Source organism: Marinobacter sp. MBR-99 (assembly GCF_040547575.1).
Classification (GTDB): Bacteria; Pseudomonadota; Gammaproteobacteria; order Pseudomonadales; family Oleiphilaceae; genus Marinobacter.
Window position 1 is genome coordinate 56,836 of sequence record NZ_JBEPPY010000018.1, and the last position, 21,714, is coordinate 78,549.

Genomic DNA, 21,714 nt, shown 5'->3' on the forward strand with positions numbered 1-21,714 from the left:
AGTCTCAAGCGGCTGTGGTGGAAGCTTTCCCAAAAGTGTGTGTTGCCAGGGATGGCAACACCAAGCCCCCATGGACGGGTTCACGGCGTCTTTTGGGAAAGCTTCCACCACAGCCGCCTCCCCCAACACAACCAGTCTACTACACAACAAACGATAAGCCCGAAGCCCTTGACACAAAAGCCCCAAACAGACACATTCCGATGCCACTCAGCGAACCACCAACACCATGCACCTGTACATAGCCGAAAAACCAAGCCTGGCCAGAGCCATCGCCGCCGCCCTCCCCGGCCCGCACCAGAAAGGCCAGGGCTGGATTCGCTGCGGAAGCGGCCAGGGCGCCGCCACTGTCAGCTGGTGCATCGGCCATCTGCTGGAACCGGCCGAGCCCGCCAGCTACAACCCGGCCTGGAAAAAGTGGCGCCAGGAAGACCTGCCCATGTTCCCCGAACAATGGCAGCTCACCCCCAAAGACAGCGTAAAACAGCAACTCAGGGTGCTCGAATCCCTGATTCGGCAGGCCGACGTGATCACCCACGCCGGCGACCCCGACCGAGAAGGCCAGCTTCTCGTCGACGAAGTGCTGCGCTACGTTGGCACCACCGTTCCGGTCAAACGGGTACTGATTAACGACCTGACCCCCAGCGCCGTTGCGCGCTCCATTCAGGCACCGAGAGACAACAAGGAATTTCGCCGGCTATCCCATTCCGCCCTGGCACGACAAAGGGCCGACTGGTTGTACGGTATCAACCTTACCCGGTTCTACACCCTGAGCTACCAGCAACAGGGTCAGGACGGCGTTTACTCGGTTGGCCGAGTACAAACACCGGTGCTTGGCCTGGTTGTTGAGCGGGATAACACCATCGAGAACTTCGAGCCTAAACCCTGGTTCCGCGTGGAAGGACGATTCCACGCATCGGAAGAAGACGCAGACCAACGCCCTTTTACCGCCCGCTGGCTGCCGGATGAGGCCTACCAGGACCACTTGGACGAAGAGAAACGCCTGCTCAGCCGGGACGTGGCCGAGCAAATTGCCCATGCTGTGAACGGTCGGCCTGGCACCATCGTAGAGTCCCGCTTCAGAGACCGGCCCGAGCCACCGCCCCTGCCGCTGTCCCTGTCGGCACTGCAGATAGAAGCCGGGCGGCTGTTCCGGATGGGTGCGAAAGACGTGCTGGACACCGCCCAGAACCTGTATGAACGGCACCAATTGATCACCTACCCCCGGTCCGACAACCGTTACCTGCCCGAGGAACATTTTCATCAACGGGAGCAGGTGATTCGCGCCATTAGCCGGGTATCCGGCGAGCTGGAATCGCTCACAGGGCAACTGGACAGCAACCGGCGCTCCGCGGCCTGGAACGACAAACAGGTAGACGCCCACCACGCGATCATTCCAACCGTCCGCCCTACCCCGAATGGCAAGCTGACGGCCGCCGAGGAAAAGGTCTATAACCTGATCAGCCGTTACTACCTGATGCAGTTCGCCCAGGATGTAGTTCACCGCGAGGGAAAGTTGACGGTGCAGGTTCAGGAACACAGATTCCGGGCCACCGAGACGGCGATACTCACCCCCGGCTGGAAAGCCCTGGAGCTGAAACTTCGGGAGAACAACAACGAGCCGGAAAAACCTCCGCTGCCAAGGCTGGAGAGTCGTGAGCCGGTCACCTGCAGCAACACCACGGTAACCGAACGCAAAACCCAGCCACCCCAGCACTTTACCGATGCCACCTTGCTGTCGGCGATGACCAACATCGCCCGCTTCGTGGCGGCCCCGGAACTGCGTAAAACCCTGAGGGAAACCGATGGCCTGGGCACGGAAGCCACCCGAGCCGCCATTATCGACACACTGTTCCGGCGAGATTACCTGTACCGGGAAAAGCGATTCATCCGCGCCACCGACAAAGGCAAGGCGCTGATTGCGGCGCTGCCGGACACTATCCGTACCCCGGACCGTACAGCGGTCTGGGAAGCAACACTGGAGAGCATCCGCCGCGGCGAAGACGACCCCAGGGCGTTTCTGGAGTCGCTAAAGCAGGAGATCCGCGAATTCATTCATCGGGCGCCCGATGCGACCGGAACTCCTGCAAGCGAAACGTCTGTGCATTGCCCAAAGTGCCGGGCGCCCATGATCGAGCGGGAAGGAAAATTCGGACGTTTTTTTGCCTGCACCCGCTACCCGAAATGCAAAGGTACGCGCCCCCTGGAAGATAGTGCACCGGCAGACGGAACCGGACAGAAACCCATTCCCTGCCCACACTGTTTTTCGCCCCTGGTGAGGCGCCAAAGCAAAAAAGGCTGGTTCTGGGGCTGCAGTAATTTCCCTGCCTGCCGACAAACAGTCAATGACGCCAACGGCAAACCTGCGCTGTAGTTACGGAAATCTACATATCACTACTGAACGCAGTCTCATTTTTTGGGATACTTGGCCTGTAATGCACCGGATTTTCACTCCGCGCTGTGCCAAGACCACGAAACCGGAAACATCATCGAGGGCCAAGCTTAATGCGCATTGCTCTGCTGGAAGACGAACACGAACAAGCGCAACACATTCAAAGCGTTCTCTCCGAGAAAGGTCATCACTGTGACAGCTTCCCTACCGGCCAATCCTTTCTGAGTGCCGTGTTGCATCGCAGCTATGATCTGATGATTCTGGACTGGCAGATACCAGACATGACCGGTATCGACGTGCTGGAGAACGTGCGCGCCCAGCTGGACTGGCCCATTCCGGCCATTTTCCTGACCCAGCGGGACAGCGAGGCCGACATCGTCCGGGCGCTGGATGCCGGCGCCGACGACTACCTGTCAAAACCAGCCCGGGCGGCCGAGCTTACCGCCAGGATCAATGCCCTGGCCCGCCGCAGCAACCCCGACAGCGACAAAGAAGTGCTGGTTTACGGTCCGTTTGAAGTTAACACCCGGCAACGAATCATCCTGCTGCACGGTGAACCGCTTACCCTGACCGACAAGGACTTCGACCTCACCCTGTTCCTGTTTCAGAACCAGGGCCGGCTCCTGACCCGCGAGATGCTGCTGGAACGCGTGTGGGGCCTTGCCCGGGATATCAACACCCGGACCGTTGATACCCACATGAGCCGGTTACGCCGTCGGCTGGGTGTAAACCCGGAGAACGGATTCCGCATCAAGACCATTTACCAGCGCGGCTATCGCCTGGAAGCGATCAAAGCCACTGAAGCTGACGAGCCCCGGGAAGACAGTGCAACCAATGCCTGACCGCAAACGCCAAAGCTTAACAGGACTGCTTCTGCTGGTTGTCGCCAGCCTGATTCCCGGCGTGGCGAGCGCTGAACTATCAGTCGCCCGCGGCTCTTCTGTGCCCACATCGGTTCAGCAATCTGACAGTTCACCGGAATGGGTGTATACACTGCGATCTGGCGAAACACTCACCGAGATCAGTCATTCGTTGCTGGCAGACCGGGTGACCATTGGGCAGGTACTTCGCTACAACAACCTGCCAGGAAACGTCAGGTTGTCTGCAGGGGATCAGGTCCGTATCCCCCTCGCCTGGCTGAAACGTCAGCCCGAGCCCGCCAGGGTTAGCTCTGTCAGCGGCAACGTTCTTCATGTCTCCGGTACCAGCGGCCAGAAAACGTCGCTTACCGGGAATGCCGTCATCCGGGTGGGTGATGAAGTGATCTCCGCTGCCGGCACCGCCACCATTGTTCTGGCCGATGGCTCCGAACTGCGCATGGCCCCCAATTCCAGACTCATTTTCAATCGCCTCACCCAGTACGGCAAGGCTGGAATGGCAGATACCCGCGTTCGCCTTCAGCGTGGCGAGGTGCATACCCGTGTAAAACCGATACTGGAGGATGGTGCCCGATTTGAAATCGAAACGCCGTCGGCAGTCGCCGCCGTTCGCGGCACTGTGTTTTCTATTCAAGCCTCCACCACTGGCAGTAGCGTTCAGGTGACAGAAGGCGTCGTTGATTTCGGCCCGCCAGGCCAGGTTCGCCGGATTCCGGCAGGTTACGGCGCCAGTGTTTCCACAGCCAGTGCCACCCCCATGAACATCCGCCGGCTGCCACCGGCACCAGTACTCAATCCAATCACTCCGGTTCTCACACAGCTACCGGCAGAACTCAGTTGGCAGCAGGACGGGGCCAACCGTTATCGGGTAGATATCTTTGAGGAAGAGGGGGGCACCTGGATGCAAAGTCGGGAAATGCCCGGCCATCGCTTTGACATCAGCCAGTTGGACAACGGACGTTACGAACTTCACCTGGCGGCACTGGATCACCAGGGCATCACCGGAATGCCCGCTATTACCTCGATCGAAGTCGACCTGCGGGCACGAACGCCCGACCTGCTATCACCGGAACCCGGGGAGAGCGTAAATGATGACATGCCAGAATTTCAGTGGCGCCTGAACGGCACCAACGAAGTGGCACGAGTTGAAATCGCCGAAGATGAAGAGTTCCGGCGCCTGATTACCCATAGTGAATGGGCACCAGACAATCGCGCATTACCCTCAAGACCGCTGAGCCCGGGACAATACTATTGGCGAGTGGTCAGCGAGGCCGGTGGCAATTCCGTGGCGACGTCACAACCCCGGGCGCTGGTTGTGAACGGCACCTTGCCGCCGGTGCGAATCATCAGTATTAATTATCTCGATAACCAGGTGCGCGTGTTCTGGGAGAAGGTTGCTACCGCAAAGGACTATCGTCTCCAGTTAGCGGAGGAGCCCGGATTCAACAACATTATCAAGGAAGCAAACGTGGCAGATACCACAGCGGCCTTGCGTCTTATTCCCGGAAGAAGGTATTTTGTGCGCGTCAAAGCTCTTTCTGATGGTCCGCTGGCAAGCCGGTGGGGCCCGGGGAGGGAACTTTACCTGGATTAAACACCTCCACACCAAGAACGAACCGCACGGCCCATGAGAAGGGATTGGTTAACGCTAAAGACAACACCCTGGTCTCTGGGCTTCCTGCTCACAGGCATCCTGCTGTTACTTCAGATAACCACCCTTGAAGAGCGCATCGATTTCTGGCTCTACGACAAAGCCATTACCACCTGGCCCGCACCCATTGATGATAGCCTGGCCCTGGTGAGTATTGATGAACACAGCCTGGACGTGCTTGGGCGTTGGCCATGGGACCGCAGTCTTCATGCCCGACTGATTGACCGGCTTGCCGATGCTGGCGCAGAAGCCATAGTCCTGGACATCCTGTTTCCCGAGCCCTCCCCCGACGACCAGCCCCTTGCTGGCGCCATGGAGCGCCATGGGAGGGTCATACTGCCCGTCCACTACTCGCCGGCAACGAACCGACAACGGATGGCGGAACAACTGCCTGCACCACTTTTGGAGAGGGCCGCGTCGGCGCTCGGGCACGTGCATGTTGAGCTGGAAGAGGATGGTGTTGCCCGCGGCCTGTACCTGTACAACAGCCTGGGCAATCATCGCTGGCCCGCGCTGGCACTGGCGGCACAAGATCAGGTCAACCCCAGTGGCCAAGCACCGGATGCGCCTGCCTATACCAACGTCCGCAGCGAATTCCGCTTTGTGCCGCTGGCCGGCGGAGCGGACACAATCCCTGCCCATTCCTATGCCGATGTCCTGGACGGCACGGTGCCCCTGGAAACCTTCGCTGGCAAGACCGTCTTCATTGGCGCCACCGCGGTCGGTTTTGGCGATATTCTTAGTACACCTTTTTCCGGCCTCAGCAGGCCCATGAGTGGCGTTGAGTTCCACGCCAACGTTTATTCCGCCAGTCGCCAGAACGCACTGATTTCCGCCGCCCCGGACTGGGCAGCTATTGCCCTGGCACTCGCCGTCCTGCTTGCCCTTGCCAACACCCTGCCACGATTGAAACCCGCCGCCACCCTACTCGCCTGCAGCGTCAGTTTTGGCCTGGTATTGTGCATCTACTTTGTTGGGTTGCGCGCTTTGAATTACCACCTGTCCGCAGCCAATGCCCTGCTTTTGCCCTTGATTGCTCTGCCCGTTGCCAGCGGCCTTCGGCTTGCGATGGCCAATCAATTCCTGAACCGCCAATTGGATGATATGGCCCGGACGCCGCAATTGTCATTGCCGGAACCCGCTCGCCGGCACCCCTACCAGCTTCTTGAACACCTGTGCGCACTGCTCCAGCCTCAGGGCTGGCTGCTCGCCGAAGACAAAGACCTGCTGGCAGTCAAGGGGATGACACTGGCCGAAGCACCTGACAATGTTCGAACCGGACAATGGCGTCATCACGGCAACCAGAGTTGGATACGGCTTATTCGTGGCGGCAGCGGGTACCTGCTCGGGCTCACTCTGCCGGATGATCTGAGCCGGGAAGTTATCCAGTTGTACTTGCAAAACCTAAAACTGGAGGACCCAAGTGCACCTACCCTGAAGCCGGGCACCCAGGAGAACTTGTCCCGGCGTATTGAAAAAGTACGAACCGCGACCGAGCGCCTCAGCCAGATGCAGGCATTCATCAGCCACAGCTTCGAACGCATGCCAGACGGCATTATCGTAACCGATGAACTGGGCGTTATCCGGTTTGCTAACCAACACATTGAGGCCTGGTTCCGGGAACCCATGCCAAGCCTGAGCGGCTTGCCCCTGGCTCGCCTGCTCGAAGGCCACGATCCGAGGGAAATGGCCCCCTGGTATGAAACCGTGTCGGAGACATTGACCCTTCGGCAAAGCCGAACCGTTGACCTGAAAATTCACAACAAGGACTTCCTGATTCACCTGGCACCCTTCGCATTGCCAGACAGCAATCAATTTGGAATCATCGCCAACATTTCGGATATCTCAGAGCTCAGGGAACAACAACGGCAGCACCGGGAAGCCATCGACTTTATTTCACACGATGTTCGCTCGCCACTGGTGTCTCAACTGGCACTGATTGAACAATTGAAACGAGACCCGAGCCACATTGACGAAAGCCAGCTCGAGCAACTGGGCAAACTGGCCCGGCGAAGCTACCACCTGGCCGAAGAGTTCGTGCAACTGGCACGAGCGGAACAGCTTACGGAGACCCGGTTCTATGAGTGCGAGCTTCTGGCGATTGCAGAAAACGCACGAGACAGTGTGTGTGAGCAGGCACAGGAAAAACAGATCAGCCTGCAGGTGATTGGCACCGAAGACCTCTGGCTGAATGGGAATGCGGAATTGCTGGAGCGGGCCATCATCAACCTGATGACCAATGCCGTTCAGTACAGCCCGACAGGGTCGGCAGTCACCGTTCAGGTATACCGCGCCGGCCACCTGGCGTGCCTCGCCATTGCCGATGAAGGAGCCGGGATAGACCGGGCAGAGCTACCCATGCTGTTCGATCGCTACCATCGACAGAAACGCAGTGAGCTTGCGGGTACTCACGGCACCGGGCTGGGGCTGTCTTTCGTAAAAACCGTAGTTGAAAAACACCGGGGCGACATCTCGGTTGAATCCACCGTAGGCGAAGGCACCACTTTCATACTGAAATTACCCATTGCCGACCCGATGCCGTAACCGGTCTTGTTCACACCCCTCAGGAGCGGATGGTCTTGCTGACAGGCGCTGAGGGTTCACTGACCAACCCCTGCTTGTCCTGCACCTGAATGGTGAAGTACCAGGTGCCGGAATCCAGATTATTCACGGTGTAGCTCATCTCCGGGTAGATGTCGGCTTCACCAATAATCACCTCACCAGACAGATTTTCAACGTCCTGACCGTACCGGATCACATACTTGTCGAGCTCGCCCATGGCAATACCGTCGCCGTTGACCCGGGTAGAGGGTGCGGACCAACTCAGAATAGCCACGCGGGCTTCATCAGGCTGCATACCCGAAGGGCCTGACGCTGCATTACCGGAGGTATTGGAGCCCGAGGTATTTGCATCGCTCCCGGCATCGGAACCGCCTCCGCCACAGCCGGCGAGCAGAATCCCTAGTAAAAACGCGGCCGTCCATGCCTTTGACAATTTGATGACGCGTTTCATAGGCTATTTGCACCATTATTCCGTCGACTTTGTGAAATTCTATAAAATCAGGCCGGATGATGATGCGAATAACGTCATTTTTGAAGTTATAAAATTGTCATTTTCTTGACAGCAAAAGGAAAGGCAACCCGCTGTCGCTATAAGCAGGGATAGTGAAACATGCGTCTCTGATTTTGAGGCTCGCCGCCTGGCGTCATTGGCGAGTTATGAAGTGAGGGACTACGCCGGGCTCAGCCGGCATGCTGCGTACTTGAACTCCGGAATCTTCCCGTCCGGGTCCAGCGCAGGGTTAGTGAGCACGTTGGCGGCCGCCTCCACAAAGGCGAAGGGCACGAACACCATACCCTCAGGCATAGCCTGATCTGCCCGCGCCGTCAGGGTGATGCTGCCCCGCCGGGTGGCAATGTTAATGGCATCACCCGGTGTTACGCCCAGACGATCCAATTCCGCTAATGCCAGAAAAGCAGCCGCTTCGGGCTCCCGTTCATCCAGTACCCGGCTGCGACGGGTCATGGCGCCGGTGTGCCAGTGTTCAAGCAGTCGCCCAGTGGTCAACACGGTAGGATAGGCTTCATCCACAGGCTCGTCCGGCGGCAGTGGCCGGGCCGGCGAAAATCTGCCCCGGCCCCCGGCCCGCGGGAAGGCATCCGAGAAGACAACGTCCTGTCCTGGCGCATCATCGGCGGAACATGGATAGGTCACGGAACCTTCGCGTTCCAGTCGGGACCAGGAGATATGATCCAGTGAATGCATACCCAGCTTCATCTCAGCGAACACTTGCTCGGGGCCATGATAGTCCCAACCCAGCCCGAAACGCCGGGCAATTTCCTGAATAATCCACCAGTCAGGTTTTGCCTCCCCCGGCGGCGACAGCGCGGCACGGCCCATTTGAACCTGCCGGTTGGTGTTGGTGACGGTACCTGATTTTTCCGACCAGGCAGCCGCCGGCAGGATCACGTCGGCGAACTGGGCGGTTTCAGTGACAAACAGGTCCTGCACCACCAGGTGTTCCAGAGTGGCCAAAGCTGCCCTGGCGTGGGTCAGATCCGGGTCTGACATTGCGGGGTTCTCGCCGAGGATGTACATGCCCTTTATCGTGCCCGCCGTGATGGCATTCATAATCTCTACTACGGTGAGCCCGGGCTCCGGGGCCAGCTCGGTGCCCCAGAGTTCTTCAAAAGCGGCCCGCAGCTGGGCGTCCCCCACAGGCTGGTAGTCGGGCAGAACCATGGGGATCAGCCCGGCGTCGGAGGCACCCTGCACATTGTTCTGGCCACGCAACGGATGCAGGCCTGTACCCGGCCGGCCCGTGTGGCCGCAGGCCAGGGCCATTGAGATCAGGCAGCGGGCGTTATCGGTGCCGTGCACATGCTGGGAAATGCCCATACCCCAGAAACTCATCGCCCTGTCGGCCCCGGCGTAGGCCCGGGCGACTTCGCGAATGAGCTCTGGTTCAACACCACAGAGCGGGCTCATTGCCTCCGGCGACATATCGGCAACACTTGATGCCAGTGCCTCGAAACCCTCGGTGTGGGTATCAATGTAGGCCTGGTCAAAGAGTGCCTCGTCGATGATCACGTGGAGCATAGCGCTGAACAGTGCCACGTCGCCTCCAGGTGAAAAACGCAGGCTGCGCCAGGCATAGGCATCCAGCGCCTGGCCCCGGGGATCGATGATGATCAGTTTGGTACCGTTGCGTGCTGCCTGCTTAAAGTAGGTGGCAGCCACCGGGTGGTTTACCGCCGGGTTGCAGCCGGTGAGGATCACTACCTCGGCCTCGAGCGCCTGCATAAAGGAGGCGGTGACTGCACCAGACCCCAGACACTCCATTAAAGCCGCCACGGAACTGGCATGGCATAGCCGCGTGCAGTGATCAACATGGTTGGAGCCAAACCCGGTGCGCACCAGTTTCTGGAACAGCCAGGCTTCTTCGTTGGAGCACTTGGCGCTTCCGAAACCGGCGAGCGCATCCGGTCCGTGTTGTACTTTAAGTTGGGTTAATCCGCTTGCCGCAAGATCCAGTGCCTCTTCCCAGTTTGCCTCTCGAAAATGGGTTAACGGATTGGCGGGATCAAAGTCAGGGTCGAGCCCTTTGGGCACACCCTCCCGACGGATCAGTGGCCGGATGAGCCGAGCCGGGTGCGACGGATAATCAAAGCCGAAACGCCCCTTAACACAGAGCCGGCCCTGGTTTGCCGGCCCATCTCGGCCTTCAACAAAAAGGATGCGGCCCCGATGCTCGCCTGCCTCTGTCCCAGCAGGCGAAGGCAAGTCTTTCACGTGATAGGTCAGCTGACAGCCCACACCGCAATAGGGGCAAACAGAATCCACGGTGCGGTCAGCGGTGGCAGAGTCTCCGCACCCCTGAGCATCAATCAGGCTAGCCGGCATCAGCGCGCCGGTCGGACAGGCCTGCACACACTCGCCGCAGGCAACGCAGGTGCTGTCGCCCATAGGGTCATCGAAGTCGAACACCACTTTCGACGCTGCGCCACGATGCGCCAGGCCAATGACATCGTTGCCCTGAACTTCGCGGCAGGCACGCTCGCACAAGCCGCAGGTGATGCAGGCGTCCAGATTGACGTTCATGGCAGAATGGGTGAAATCATGCCCGCGGGCATGGGCCAGCGAGCCCGAACGCGGCTCAACATGGTGAACCGTTGGCTCGGCGCGCTCTGCTCGGGCCGGCAGGCGTTGGCGCACGGCACTGGCATCTATGGCCAGCTGATCCGCCGTGTGCCACAGATGGCTGGACTGGTCCGGGCTTTGCGCTCGCTCAGGCTGGTCGGCCAGCAGCAATTCCAGCACCGCTGTCCTGGCATCCTGGGCACGGGCGGAAGCCGCGCTTCGCACCACCATGCCAGGCGCGGCCTCACGGATACAGCTTGCAGCGAGTACCCGTTCGCCCTCCACCTCCACCATGCATGCGCGGCAATTGCCATCCGCGCGGTAACCCGGGGCGTCTTTGAAGCAAAGGTGCGGAATGGTCTCGCCGGCGCGCTTGGCCACCTGCCACAGGGTTTCGCCAGGGTAGGCCTGAACTTCAACATCGTCCAGTGTCAGGGTAAAGCTTGTGGTCGCATTGCTCATGGCTGTTTTCTCTTGGCTCATGGCCGCCTCCCCTAACCTTTGGCGATCAGGTTGCTGCTCGCGAGTTCCCTGCGGAAGTCTCGCAACAGACTCAGTACCGGATTGGGTGCTGCCTGGCCCAGACCGCAGATGGAGGCATCCGCCATCACTCTGGCCAACTGCTGGAGCATCTTCTCATCCCAGGTATCGCGCTCAAGCAGCGTGAGCATTTTCTCTGTGCCCACTCGGCAGGGCGTGCACTGCCCGCAGGACTCATCGGCGAAGAAGCCCACAAGGTTGGAGGCGGCGGCGACCAGGTCGTCCTGATCCGACAGAACGATCACAGCCGCAGAGCCGATAAAACAGCCATGCTCCTGCAGTGTGTCGAAGTCCAGCGGGATGTCTGCTTTGCTGGCTGGCAGTATTCCGCCGGAGGCCCCGCCAGGCAGATAGGCCAGGAGCCGGTGCCCTTCTGCCATGCCGCCGCAGTATTCCTCTATCAACTCGTTCAGAGTGATACCCGCAGGGGCAAGATGAACCCCGGGCCTCACGACCCGCCCGGAAACTGAAAAGCTCCGAATGCCGCTACGACCATGCCGCCCCTGGGTAGCGAAGCAGTCGGCCCCGCTGGCGTGGATGCGAGGAATCCAGTAAACCGTCTCGACGTTATTCACCAGCGTAGGCTGACCAAATAGCCCTTTCTGGGCAACGAACGGCGGGCGATGGCGAGGCTTGCCTGGCTTGCCCTCCAGGGACTCGATCAAGGCGGATTCCTCGCCGCAGATGTAGGCGCCCGCACCACGGCGCAGGATTACGAAGCCCTGCTCCACGATGGCGGCTGCTTCCAGCTCGGCAATGGCATCTTTCAGCACACGGTGCAGTCCGGGACACTCGTCCCGCAGATAAATATATAGTGTCTTCGCCTCTACCGCCCACGCGCTAACCAGCGCGCCCTCGAGGAATCCGTGGGGTTCACGTTCCAGGTAATAGCGATCTTTGAACGTGCCCGGTTCACCTTCGTCGGCGTTGATCACCGCGTAGCGCGGCCCCGGTTCAGCCCGCACGGCCTGCCATTTTCGGAAGGTAGGGAACCCGGCGCCGCCGAGGCCGCGAAGGCCAGCATGCTCGAGTTCCTTCTCCAGCGATTCGATGCTCACCCAGCCTTCACGGCACTCTGTGAGCAACTGATAACCACCGGCCGAACGATAATCCGACAGACGTTGCCACGAGAACTCCTCCGGCTGAACCTGCCCCCGCTTTACCGCAGCTTCAACGTTCTGGGCGTTGGCATTCAGCACATGGTGATGCCCCACAGCCACAACCGGTGCAGTGTCGCAGCGCCCCATGCAGGGCGCTCGCCGTACCCTCACCATGGCCGGATCAGCTCCATCAGTTAACGCCCGATGCAATGCCTCCGCTCCTGCCAGGCAACAGGAAAGCGAGTCACACACCCTCAGAGTTATCTCGGGTGGTGGCGTTTGTTCATCGTGAACGACATCGAAATGGGCATAGAACGTGGCCGTTTCGTAAATGGCGGCCATGGGCAGATTCATGAAGGTCGCAAGAGCCCGGAGACGGGGCATGGACAGATACCCGTAGGCATCCTGAAGTGCATGAAGGTGCTCGAGCAGGCGATCTCGGCGTCGCAACGACGAATCAACACCTTCGTCACCGAGCAGGCCCCGCAGCTCTGACATTGCAGCCGATTCCAGTTGACGGCCACGAAGGGCTGAGCGCCGGCGTTTGAGCTTTTGTTCGTCTGAACTCATTGTTTTTTTTACCAGGCCCTAAGCACAAAAGGTAGTTTGTTAGATCTGCCGTGTTCGCCTTTGAGTAGATTACGCTTATCCAGGCAACCTACTCAAGGACAGTTCATCCCTGATCCGGCAACACCAGCCTGCTACCATAGTGGGTTCAGGGATAGCAGCTTGAAACTACTTTGTCCGTCAGTTGATTGGCCCGCCCCAATATCCGGATCGTAAATTGGCACGCATAGGGCACGACGAGGGCACGGAGAAAATTTCAGAATCAGAAAACAAAAAAGGCAGACCAGTAAATTACTGATCTGCCTTTCTTTTATATGGTAGCGGGGGCTGGATTCGAACCAACGACCTTCGGGTTATGAGCCCGACGAGCTACCAGACTGCTCCACCCCGCATCAAAACTTTTCATAAAACTGGTTGTTTACCGGGGTTGCCCCGATCAACGTGGCGCGAATATTACAGCCCGCCACACAGGCTGTCAATCCATATTTTCAAACAGGTCGTTCGGATAACTCAGTTCGGGAGCTAAACTCTCGCTACCCGGCTGAAAAAAACCTGCGGAATCGATTGCCTCCTGAACCGGCCGAAAAGATCGGCGATGCTCCGGCGTTGCCCCCAGGCGCATCAGTGCTTCCAGGTGCACCGGCGTGGGGTACCCCTTGTGTTGCGCCAGGCCGTAACCCGGGTAAGTTTGCTCCAACAGCGCCATTTCCCGGTCACGGGTCACCTTGGCAATGATCGACGCTGCGCTGATGGCCGGGTGCCGACTATCCCCTTTTACCACCGGTTCTGATGGCCAGCGCCAGTTCGGGCAGCGGTTGCCGTCTACCAGCACGTATTCCGGTGCTATGGAAAGGCCATCCACCGCTCGCTTCATGGCCAGCATCGTCGCCTGGTAGATGTTCAATTGATCGATCTCGCCAGGCTCACAGCGCCCCAGACACCAAGCCGCGGCCTTCTCAACGATCTCGTCATAAAGCGCCAGGCGCCGCTTCTCAGTGAGCTTCTTGGAATCCGCCAGGCCCTGAATAGGACGCTCCGGGTCCAGGATAACCGCTGCGGTAACGACAGCACCGATCAAGGGCCCCCGGCCAACCTCATCCACACCTGCAAGGCGCCAGCCTTGATAACGGCACTCAAACGGTGGGAGTTCTTTGCCAGCCATCAGCACTGGCGCTCTAGCAACTGCGAAATCGCGATGGCTGCCCGTTCATCGGCATCCTGTTTAAGAGACTTATGAAGCTCGGTAAAGGCTTGCTTCAGGTCGGCGCGCTCCTGCTCGTGTTCCAACCGCTCGAGTACAGCAGCGCCCAAACGTTCAGGCGTGGCATCGTCCTGCAACAGTTCCGGCACCAATGGCTTCTGGGCAAGCAGGTTAGGCAAAGCCACCCAGGGTACTTTCACCAGGCGCGACAATAATTTGTAGCTGAAGTTGCTCAAACGGTAGCCCACTACCATGGGCTTTTTAAGCAACATTGCTTCGAGGGTCGCAGTACCCGAGGCAAGAAGCACCACGTCACTGGCCGCCATCACTTCCCGGGAGCGCCCGCGAACCAGGGTGACCGGCAGTTTGACTTCCAGGGATTCCACCAGCCCCTGAATCTGTCTTTCCCTGTCCCGATTCACACAGGGAATCACCAACTGGATGTCTGGCCTGCGGGCCTGGAGCCAGCGGGACGCCTCCAGGAACAGCGTTCCCAGGCGCTCCACTTCCCCGCCCCGGCTACCAGGTAAGACAGCCAGTACCGGCTTGTCCAGCTCAAGCCCAAGGCTTTCACGTGCAGCACGGGTATCCGGCTCCATGGGAATACGGTCCGCCAGCGGGTGCCCCACAAACGCAACAGGCACCTGGTGCTCTTCGTAGAAACGGGCTTCAAAGGGAAACAGCGTGAGCATCAGGTCGACAGACTTGGCAATCTTGAAAATCCGCTTCTGTCGCCAGGCCCAGACCGAAGGACTGACATAATGCACCGAGGGAATGCCGGCCTCCCGACACCGCCGCTCGATAGCCAGGGTGAAATCTGGTGAATCAATGCCAATCACGACATCCGGCGGAGTGGTAAAGAAATAGTCCAGCAATCGTGCGCGGATACTAAACAACTCCCGAATTCGCCCCAGCACTTCCACCAACCCCATAACGGACAACCGCTCCATGGGGACCAGTGAGTTAAAGCCTTCGGCAATCATCTCTTCGCCGCCAATACCAACGAAGCGAGCATTCGGATAGCGTTTATGGAGAGACCGTATCAGGCCGGCACCGAGGATATCCCCCGATGCCTCACCGGCGATAATGGCAATGGTCAACTTGCGGGAACTGATTGTGTCAGCCTGTGCGTGCGTCACCGGCAGCCTCCTGCCGGATCAGCGGATGATGCCGCGATCCGCTCCCCGGAGCGAGTCGATCAGCGGGCGAACCTCTGGCACGTCAGCAAAGCTGCGTTCAAGCTCTTCCAGTGCCTGCTCTGTGGTCAGGCCCTGACGGTAGATCACCTTGTAGGCCCGGCGTAAGGCCAACAAAACTTCCTTGCTGAAACCACGGCGCTTCAGGCCTTCAACATTCATTCCATGGGGCTGGGCAGACTGGCCGCTGGCCATGACATAGGCGGGGATATCCTTGAGCACAATACTGCCACCGGCGGCCATGCTGTGAGGCCCGATATGGCAGAACTGGTGTACCATAGTGCCGCCGCCGAGAATGGCGTAATCACCCACGGTAACGTGCCCTGCCAGGGTGGCACAGTTCGCCAGAATGGTGTGATTGCCAACGCAGCAGTCATGGGCAACATGCACGTAGGCCATCAGCAGGTTGCCATTGCCAATGCGTGTTTCGCCCCGGTCCTGGATGGTTCCACGGTGGATGGTGCAGTTCTCCCGGATCACGTTGTTATCGCCGATCACCAGCGTGGTCGGCTCACCGGCATACTTCTTGTCCTGGCACTCTTCCCCGATACTGGAGAACTGGAAAATACGGTTATTGCGACCGATAACCGTCGGGCCCTTGATCACCACATGGGAGAGAACCTCGGTACCCTCACCAATTTCGACCCCCGGACCAATATAACTCCAGGGACCTACCGTAACGTTATCCGCCAGTTTGGCTGACGGGTCCACAATCGCCTGAGGATGGACACCCGACCAGTCATTTGTCGCCATCAAACTTCTCTCTCAGCGGTCAGTATTTCTGCAACGCATGCGACTTCTCCGTCAACCAATGCGCGGCATTCAAATTTCCAGATACCACGCTTGCCGGACACAAAGCTGGATTCCATATCCAGTCGGTCTCCCGGCAGCACGGGGCGCTTGAAGCGCACTTTACTGGAGCCAGCCAGATATTGTATCACGCCATCAGAAGGTTTCCGTTCCACGGTCACAAAACCGAGAATCCCGGAGAGCTGTGCCATGGCCTCGATAATCAGCACCCCCGGCATAATGGGGTTATCCGGGAAGTGCCCGGTAAAGAAAGGCTCATTGAAGGAGATATTCTTGTACCCCTTGATCGACTTTCCTTTTTCGACTTCGGTTACCCTATCCACCAGCAGAAACGGATAACGATGCGGTAGATACTCCAGAATTTCATCGATTTTCATCATCTTGCTTGGCCTCAGCCCTTTAGCTGCTTTTCCAGTTCCTTGATCCGCCTCGCCAGAACATCCAACTGCCGAAAGCGTACCGCATTTTTTCGCCATTGCCGGTTCGTATCTGCGCTGGTGCCAGATGAATAGACCCCCGGCTCTGCAATGTCACCCGTTACCATGGTCATACCGGTCAGTTGTACCTGATCGGTAATCTCAAGATGGCCGGCGACACCGGCAGCGCCGCCAAACACGCAGTGCCGGCCAATCCTGGTACTACCGGCTATACCCACTTTCGCGGCCATGGCACTGTGGTCGCCGATGCGCACGTTGTGAGCGATCTGAACCAGGTTGTCGATTTTTACGCCATTACCAATGACCGTATCGTCAACCGCGCCACGATCAATGGTGGTGTTAGCGCCAACCTCTACGTCATCACCAAGCACCACTCCCCCAACCTGGGCGATGCGATGCCAGACACCGCGCTCATTGGCAAAACCGAAACCATCGGAGCCGATGACCGCCCCACTCAGTATGTGGCAGCGCTGCCCTAGCACCACATCATGGGCCAGCGTAGCCCGCGGGCGCAGCACCGACTGATCACCTATCCGGGAACGGGCTCCGATGAAACAGCCAGCTCCTATCACGACCTGATCGCCGATGTGTGCATCCGCTTCAATCACCACGTGGGCGCCGACACTGGCGGAGTCGGCAACGATGGCAGAAGGGTCAACCACGGCAGTCGGGTGAATACCCGCCTGCGGTGGCGGCGTAGTGTCGAACCAGTGGCTGATGCGAGCGTAGCCCAGGTAGGGATTGTCCAGTAACAGGACATTGGTCGGAGCGTCGTCAGCATTGGCCGGAGACACAATCACTGCAGACGCACGGGTCTGGCCCAGATATTTGGCATAGGCGGGATTAGCAAGAAAGCTCATCTGCCCTGGACCGGCAGCCTGAAGGGTCGCCAAACCGGAAATCAGTACGTCTGGGTCACCTCTCAGCTCTGCCCCCAACGCCTCGGCCAACTCCTGCAAGCGAAAAGATTTGTGCGCCATTGAACCTTCTCCGGATACGGTAATAACAGGGCCTGGCCAGGCTTATCGGTTGAGCTTCTCGAGCAATTCAGAGGTCAAGTTCATCTCGGGCTTTACATAGACAACCGCTTCGCTCGGCAGGATCAGATCCAGGTTGTGCTCTTCCAGCAATTCCTTGACGGCCGCATCCACTTCAGGCCGCGCATTCTCCAGAAACTGCTGTTTGCGCTGAGCCACGGTCTGGTCGAGGCGCTGCTTGAGGAAATTGAACTCCTGCACTTTCTCCTGAAACTCGCCTGCCAGCTTGTTGCGTTCGCTTTCGTTCATCATGGCGCCGTCTTTCTCAATACGGTCCTTCAGCTTGCGGGCCTGCTCCTGAGCCTCACGAACCTTGGCTTCTTCGCCGGCAAAATCCTGCTGAAGCTTTTCGCTGAACGACTGGGCGTCGTTGGACGAAAACAACGCCTGGCGCAGATCAACCACGCCAATTCGGGTTTCCGCTGCGACTTGCAGCGAGAATGCCATCAGAGTTGCGCCGACAATGGCAGATAGACGTTTCATCGGAAATCTCCTGTGTTTCATCCTTTGTTTTTCTGTTCACTGCAATCAGAAGGTTTGCCCCAGCGAGAACTGGAATACCTGAGTATCATCGCCGGGCTTGTCATTAAGCGGCTTAGCCAGACTGAAAGCAAGCGGACCCACTGCCGTAATCCATTGGAAGCTCACACCAGCCGCAGTCCTTACCTCCTTCAGTTCCGGATCGAATCCGCGATCGGTATCAAACACCTGGCCCGCGTCCAGGAAGAACGAGGTACGCATGGAGCGGGTGTCGCCCGCGAAGGGCGTCGGGAAAATCAGCTCAAGGCCGGCCTCGGTCAGCAGGTTACCGCCAAAGGGGTCCGGACTGGAGAAATCGAACTCTGCGGGCTCAGCACGATTACCAAGTGAGTTTGCGCGGTAACCTCGCACAGAACCGTAGCCACCCGAGAAGAAGTGCTCAAAGAACGGCATCTGGGTACGGTCGCCATAGCCATCCCCGTAACCCACCTCAGTGCGAGCTCTGACCACCCAACGCTGTGTATCTACCAGCGGGAAGTAAAAATCTGTTCTGTGGGTGGCCTTATAGAACGTAAGGTCACTTCCGGGCACCGCCACGTCCAGCGACAGAGAATGGCTATAACCGCGTGTAGGCAGGACGCCACGGTTCAGTGTGCTGCGCCGCCAGCTGCCGAACAGGAAATAGTTGGTGAAAGAATCACCTTCATCGGCGATGAAGTCACGCACCTCAACCGAGGAGAAGATACCGGGTTTCAGGTTGGACTGCGTTAAACCAACCCCGAAATTGAGCCTGGTAATGGCATCGGTCGGATATCCAAAGGTTAACCTCGCGCCATATTCATCCAGCAAATAGGAGGAGATGTCCTGCTCTTCGAAGTCGGTCTCCCGGGCAAACAGGCTGAAACCGCGGCTAACACCATCAACGGTGTAGTATGGGTCCAGATAGGAAACATTGGCGCTTTTCACCGAATTGCTGACGTTCACACCAAACGACACCCGCTTACCGGTGCCAAAGAAGTTGTTCTCAGACACCGCCGCGCCCAGGATCACACCGGAGTTTTGGGAGAAACCAATAGACGCAGACAGGCTGCCCGTCGGCTGTTCGCGAACACTGTAATTCACATCCACCAGATCATCGGTGCCAGGCACCGGAACCGTTTCGACGTCTACTGTCTGGAAAAAACCCAATCGTTCCAGTCGCGTCTTCGAGAACTCAATGCGATCAGACGAGGCAACCCCCCCTTCCATCTGAGTCATTTCCTGTCGCAACACTTCATCCTTCGTGGAGATGTTGCCGTCAAAGTTCACCCGCCTCACGTACGCGCGCTTGCCCGGCTCAATGAAAAAGGTCACCGCCGCCGTGTTGTTTTCCCCGGGTTCCGGAACGGCATTGACGTTGGCAAAGGCGTACCCCTCACGCCCAAGACGGAATGACAGGGCTTCGGAGATAGCCGTCATCTGGGCACGGGAGAATACATCGCCTTCCTTGACAGGAATCAGCTTGCGCAATTCTTCCTCTTCAACAATCAGGTTGCCGCGAAGGCGAATGTCCGAGATGGTGTATTGGGGGCCCTCATCCAGGGAGATCGCGATAAAAACCTGCTGTTTGTCAGGCGAAATGGAGACCTGACTGGATTCCACGGTGAAATCAAGATAACCGCGGTCAAGGTAGAATGACCGCAAGGATTCGAGGTCACCGCTCAGACGCTCCCGGGCGTACTTGTCTTTATTGGTGATCGAGTTCCACCAGCTGCTGGTGCGCAACTCAAACAGGCTGATCAGTTCGTCATCACTGAAATCCTGATTACCAACAATGTTAATGTGTTTGATCGAAGCAACGGTGCCTTCGTTGATATCAAGACGAACCGCCACCCGGTTCCTGGGAAGCTCTTCAGCCGTGGCACGCACTCGAGCGTTATAGCGACCCTGTGCGATATAGGAGCGCAGGATCTCCAGCTCAAGCCGCTCCAAGGTGGCCCTGCGGAATACCTGACCTTCCTCCAGCCCGGCACCCGCGAGCGCATCCATCAACATATCGGTTTCAATGTTCTTGTTGCCATCAATCTCGATGGACGAAATGGAAGGACGCTCCTTGACCGACAGGATCAGTACGCCACTGTCGCGACTGGCTTCAATATCGGTAAACAGGCCGGTGCGAAACAACTCCTTGATGGCGTTAGCGAGGCGAGTTTCGTCAATCTGCTCTCCAATGTTCACAGGAAAAGCCGAAAATACAGAGCCCGCTGAAACCCGCTGAAGGCCTTCTACCTCGATATCCGCTACCGTGAATTCATCCGCCAGCACAGGCTTGATACCGGTTGCGGTAATGGCTAGGCCAACAGCTACAGCTAGAAGGGAACGTCTCATTCAGTTATATCGCCTGGTTAATGTGCGGTAAGGAGCCCGCAATTCTCACAACCGCATCAGGTCGTTGTAAAGAGCAAACACCATTAAAGTCAGAATCAAAGCCATACCAATTCGTAATCCAAGTGCCTGAACCTGTTCAGACACCGGCTTTCGGCGTATCGCCTCGATGGTGTAATACACGATGTGGCCACCGTCCAATACCGGAATCGGCAGAAGATTCAGCACCCCGAGGCTGACACTCAGGTAGGCCAGAAAACGGATAAAATCCTCAAACCCGGAGCTGACACTGGCCTCGGCTACACGGGCGATGGTAATCGGCCCACTGAGATTGGTAGGCGACAACAGGCCCGTAACCATTTTCTTGATGGCCACCAGCGTCAGTCGGGTATCCGCCCAGGTTTCATGCACCGCATTCGGAATGGCCGCAAGGGGGCCGTAACGGACTTCACGCAGCAGCTCGTCTGGCCAGGTGATCGCTTCCACACCTGCCCCCACGAAGCCAATTTCCTGGCCATCGTCGAGGGTTCGGGCAGCCGGGCGAACGGTAAGTTCCAGAGGCGCCCCGTCACGCTCTATGGACAGCTCAAGGTCGGTTTCAGGCGCATTCCTGATGTAGTCAACCAGGGCAAACCAGTCGGCCACCGGCTCACCATCCACGGCAACGATACGATCGCCACTCTCAAGCCCTGCGGCGGCGGCCCGGCCATCACCGGCAACCTGCCCTAACACCGCCGGTACGGACGGACGCCAGGGCGTAATTCCGAACTCTGCCAGCGGGTTGGGCGTGTCATCGCTCAGGCGCCAGCCATTCAGAGCCCCGTCAACAGTACCTCTTGCCCCATTCCGTGACACCTCAAGTGTCACCAGCCCATGTTCCCCGGTTCGTTCCAACAGACGCATATTAATATCACGCCAGGAAGTTACCCGATGGCCATCCACAGCGTGGATTTCCATGCCCTGTTGCAACCCAGCCCTGTCTGCCACACTGTCGGGTGTCACATCCCCCACCACCGGCGCAACGGTTGTTACTCCGACCACACTGAGCAACCAGTAGGCAAAGACAGCAAACATGAAATTGGCCAGTGGGCCGGCTGCAGCGATGGCAATTCTCTGAGACGGGGGCTTGGCGGTAAACGCCTGGTCTCTCAGTTCTTCCGGTACCGGGCCTTCCCGCTCGTCAAGCATCTTGACGTAGCCCCCCAGCGGGATGGCCGCCACTGCAAACTCGGTGCCGTGGCGGTCATACCAGGAAAACAGCGGTTTGCCAAAGCCCACGGAGAATCTGAGCACCTTGACCCCACAACGCCGGGCCACCCAGAAGTGACCATACTCGTGCAGGGTCACCAGGATTCCCAGTGTTAACGCAAGTGCCAGAACGGTTTGAATAATCTGCATAGAGTTTCCGGTTTGAGGCTATCAG

The 21,714-nt window shown here is 58.3% G+C and carries 15 protein-coding genes and 1 tRNA gene; 4 read left to right on the plus strand and 12 right to left on the minus strand.

Annotated elements, in window-relative coordinates; genetic code table 11:
• The first annotated feature begins 226 nt into the window (after positions 1-226).
• The 4 genes from ABIE59_RS15150 to ABIE59_RS15165 all read left to right on the plus strand — a co-directional run bounded on the left by ABIE59_RS15150 (position 227) and on the right by ABIE59_RS15165 (position 7,462).
• The gene (locus ABIE59_RS15150) at positions 227-2,371 is read left to right on the plus strand and encodes a DNA topoisomerase III (RefSeq protein ID WP_354448222.1); all 2,145 of its coding nucleotides are present in this window, start codon (positions 227-229) and stop codon (positions 2,369-2,371) included.
• Between the two features lie 131 nt (positions 2,372-2,502).
• Positions 2,503-3,231 (plus strand): response regulator transcription factor, encoded by a 729-nt coding sequence (locus ABIE59_RS15155; protein WP_354448224.1) that lies wholly within the window; start codon positions 2,503-2,505, stop codon positions 3,229-3,231.
• Complete coding sequence (locus ABIE59_RS15160; RefSeq protein WP_354448226.1) at positions 3,224-4,861, plus strand: FecR domain-containing protein; 1,638 nt, start codon at positions 3,224-3,226, stop codon at positions 4,859-4,861. Before ABIE59_RS15155 ends, ABIE59_RS15160 begins: the two co-directional genes overlap by 8 nt.
• 33 nt (positions 4,862-4,894) lie before the next feature.
• Entirely contained in the window at positions 4,895-7,462 is a 2,568-nt protein-coding gene (locus tag ABIE59_RS15165) for a CHASE2 domain-containing protein (RefSeq protein WP_354448228.1), read from the plus strand.
• Positions 7,463-7,481: 19 nt separating this feature from the next.
• Here the strand turns inward: ABIE59_RS15165 and ABIE59_RS15170 are convergent, their stop codons facing one another.
• The 12 genes from ABIE59_RS15170 to rseP all read right to left on the minus strand — a co-directional run bounded on the left by ABIE59_RS15170 (position 7,482) and on the right by rseP (position 21,689).
• The gene (locus tag ABIE59_RS15170; protein ID WP_354448230.1) at positions 7,482-7,775 is read right to left on the minus strand and encodes a fibronectin type III domain-containing protein; all 294 of its coding nucleotides are present in this window, start codon (positions 7,773-7,775) and stop codon (positions 7,482-7,484) included.
• A gap of 375 nt (positions 7,776-8,150) precedes the next feature.
• A complete protein-coding gene (gene fdhF, locus ABIE59_RS15175; RefSeq protein WP_354448232.1) occupies positions 8,151-11,042 on the minus strand; it encodes a formate dehydrogenase subunit alpha in 2,892 nt (963 codons plus the stop codon).
• An 11-nt stretch (positions 11,043-11,053) separates the two neighbouring features.
• Complete coding sequence (locus ABIE59_RS15180) at positions 11,054-12,769, minus strand: NADH-ubiquinone oxidoreductase-F iron-sulfur binding region domain-containing protein (protein ID WP_354448234.1); 1,716 nt, start codon at positions 12,767-12,769, stop codon at positions 11,054-11,056.
• Between the two features lie 312 nt (positions 12,770-13,081).
• Positions 13,082-13,158, minus strand: a tRNA-Met gene (locus ABIE59_RS15185).
• Between the two features lie 83 nt (positions 13,159-13,241).
• Positions 13,242-13,928: a ribonuclease HII gene (gene rnhB, locus ABIE59_RS15190; RefSeq protein ID WP_354448236.1), complete on the minus strand. Its 687-nt coding sequence runs from the start codon at positions 13,926-13,928 to the stop codon at positions 13,242-13,244.
• Positions 13,928-15,106: a lipid-A-disaccharide synthase gene (gene lpxB / locus ABIE59_RS15195; RefSeq protein ID WP_354448238.1), complete on the minus strand. Its 1,179-nt coding sequence runs from the start codon at positions 15,104-15,106 to the stop codon at positions 13,928-13,930. Before lpxB ends, rnhB begins: the two co-directional genes overlap by 1 nt.
• A gap of 18 nt (positions 15,107-15,124) precedes the next feature.
• Positions 15,125-15,916, minus strand: coding sequence for an acyl-ACP--UDP-N-acetylglucosamine O-acyltransferase (gene lpxA, locus ABIE59_RS15200; RefSeq protein WP_354448240.1), 792 nt, complete (start codon positions 15,914-15,916; stop codon positions 15,125-15,127).
• The gene (gene fabZ / locus ABIE59_RS15205; RefSeq protein WP_354448242.1) at positions 15,916-16,353 is read right to left on the minus strand and encodes a 3-hydroxyacyl-ACP dehydratase FabZ; all 438 of its coding nucleotides are present in this window, start codon (positions 16,351-16,353) and stop codon (positions 15,916-15,918) included. The genes lpxA and fabZ overlap by 1 nt, the downstream gene beginning before the upstream one ends.
• Positions 16,354-16,364: 11 nt before the next feature.
• Positions 16,365-17,390 (minus strand): UDP-3-O-(3-hydroxymyristoyl)glucosamine N-acyltransferase, encoded by a 1,026-nt coding sequence (gene lpxD / locus ABIE59_RS15210; protein WP_354448244.1) that lies wholly within the window; start codon positions 17,388-17,390, stop codon positions 16,365-16,367.
• A 42-nt stretch (positions 17,391-17,432) separates the two neighbouring features.
• The gene (locus ABIE59_RS15215) at positions 17,433-17,930 is read right to left on the minus strand and encodes an OmpH/Skp family outer membrane protein (RefSeq protein WP_354448246.1); all 498 of its coding nucleotides are present in this window, start codon (positions 17,928-17,930) and stop codon (positions 17,433-17,435) included.
• Positions 17,931-17,975: 45 nt separating this feature from the next.
• Complete coding sequence (bamA, locus tag ABIE59_RS15220; RefSeq protein WP_354448248.1) at positions 17,976-20,294, minus strand: outer membrane protein assembly factor BamA; 2,319 nt, start codon at positions 20,292-20,294, stop codon at positions 17,976-17,978.
• 45 nt (positions 20,295-20,339) lie between these two features.
• Positions 20,340-21,689, minus strand: a complete 1,350-nt coding sequence (gene rseP / locus ABIE59_RS15225) for an RIP metalloprotease RseP (RefSeq protein ID WP_354448250.1) — start codon at positions 21,687-21,689, stop codon at positions 20,340-20,342.
• Between the last annotated feature and the right edge of the window lie 25 nt (positions 21,690-21,714).

What these genes read in the sequence shown, in the direction of transcription:
- fabZ (WP_354448242.1), bottom strand. Translation starts at nt 16,353, where the DNA reads ATGATGAAAATCGATGAAATTCTGGAGTATCTACCGCATCGTTATCCG.
- lpxD (WP_354448244.1), bottom strand. Translation starts at nt 17,390, where the DNA reads ATGGCGCACAAATCTTTTCGCTTGCAGGAGTTGGCCGAGGCGTTGGGG.
- ABIE59_RS15180 (WP_354448234.1), bottom strand. Translation starts at nt 12,769, where the DNA reads ATGAGTTCAGACGAACAAAAGCTCAAACGCCGGCGCTCAGCCCTTCGT.
- ABIE59_RS15150 (WP_354448222.1), top strand. Translation starts at nt 227, where the DNA reads ATGCACCTGTACATAGCCGAAAAACCAAGCCTGGCCAGAGCCATCGCC.
- ABIE59_RS15215 (WP_354448246.1), bottom strand. Translation starts at nt 17,930, where the DNA reads ATGAAACGTCTATCTGCCATTGTCGGCGCAACTCTGATGGCATTCTCG.
- ABIE59_RS15155 (WP_354448224.1), top strand. Translation starts at nt 2,503, where the DNA reads ATGCGCATTGCTCTGCTGGAAGACGAACACGAACAAGCGCAACACATT.
- rnhB (WP_354448236.1), bottom strand. Translation starts at nt 13,928, where the DNA reads ATGGCTGGCAAAGAACTCCCACCGTTTGAGTGCCGTTATCAAGGCTGG.
- ABIE59_RS15160 (WP_354448226.1), top strand. Translation starts at nt 3,224, where the DNA reads ATGCCTGACCGCAAACGCCAAAGCTTAACAGGACTGCTTCTGCTGGTT.
- bamA (WP_354448248.1), bottom strand. Translation starts at nt 20,294, where the DNA reads ATGAGACGTTCCCTTCTAGCTGTAGCTGTTGGCCTAGCCATTACCGCA.
- ABIE59_RS15165 (WP_354448228.1), top strand. Translation starts at nt 4,895, where the DNA reads ATGAGAAGGGATTGGTTAACGCTAAAGACAACACCCTGGTCTCTGGGC.
- fdhF (WP_354448232.1), bottom strand. Translation starts at nt 11,042, where the DNA reads ATGAGCCAAGAGAAAACAGCCATGAGCAATGCGACCACAAGCTTTACC.
- rseP (WP_354448250.1), bottom strand. Translation starts at nt 21,689, where the DNA reads ATGCAGATTATTCAAACCGTTCTGGCACTTGCGTTAACACTGGGAATC.
- lpxA (WP_354448240.1), bottom strand. Translation starts at nt 15,916, where the DNA reads ATGGCGACAAATGACTGGTCGGGTGTCCATCCTCAGGCGATTGTGGAC.
- ABIE59_RS15170 (WP_354448230.1), bottom strand. Translation starts at nt 7,775, where the DNA reads ATGCAGCCTGATGAAGCCCGCGTGGCTATTCTGAGTTGGTCCGCACCC.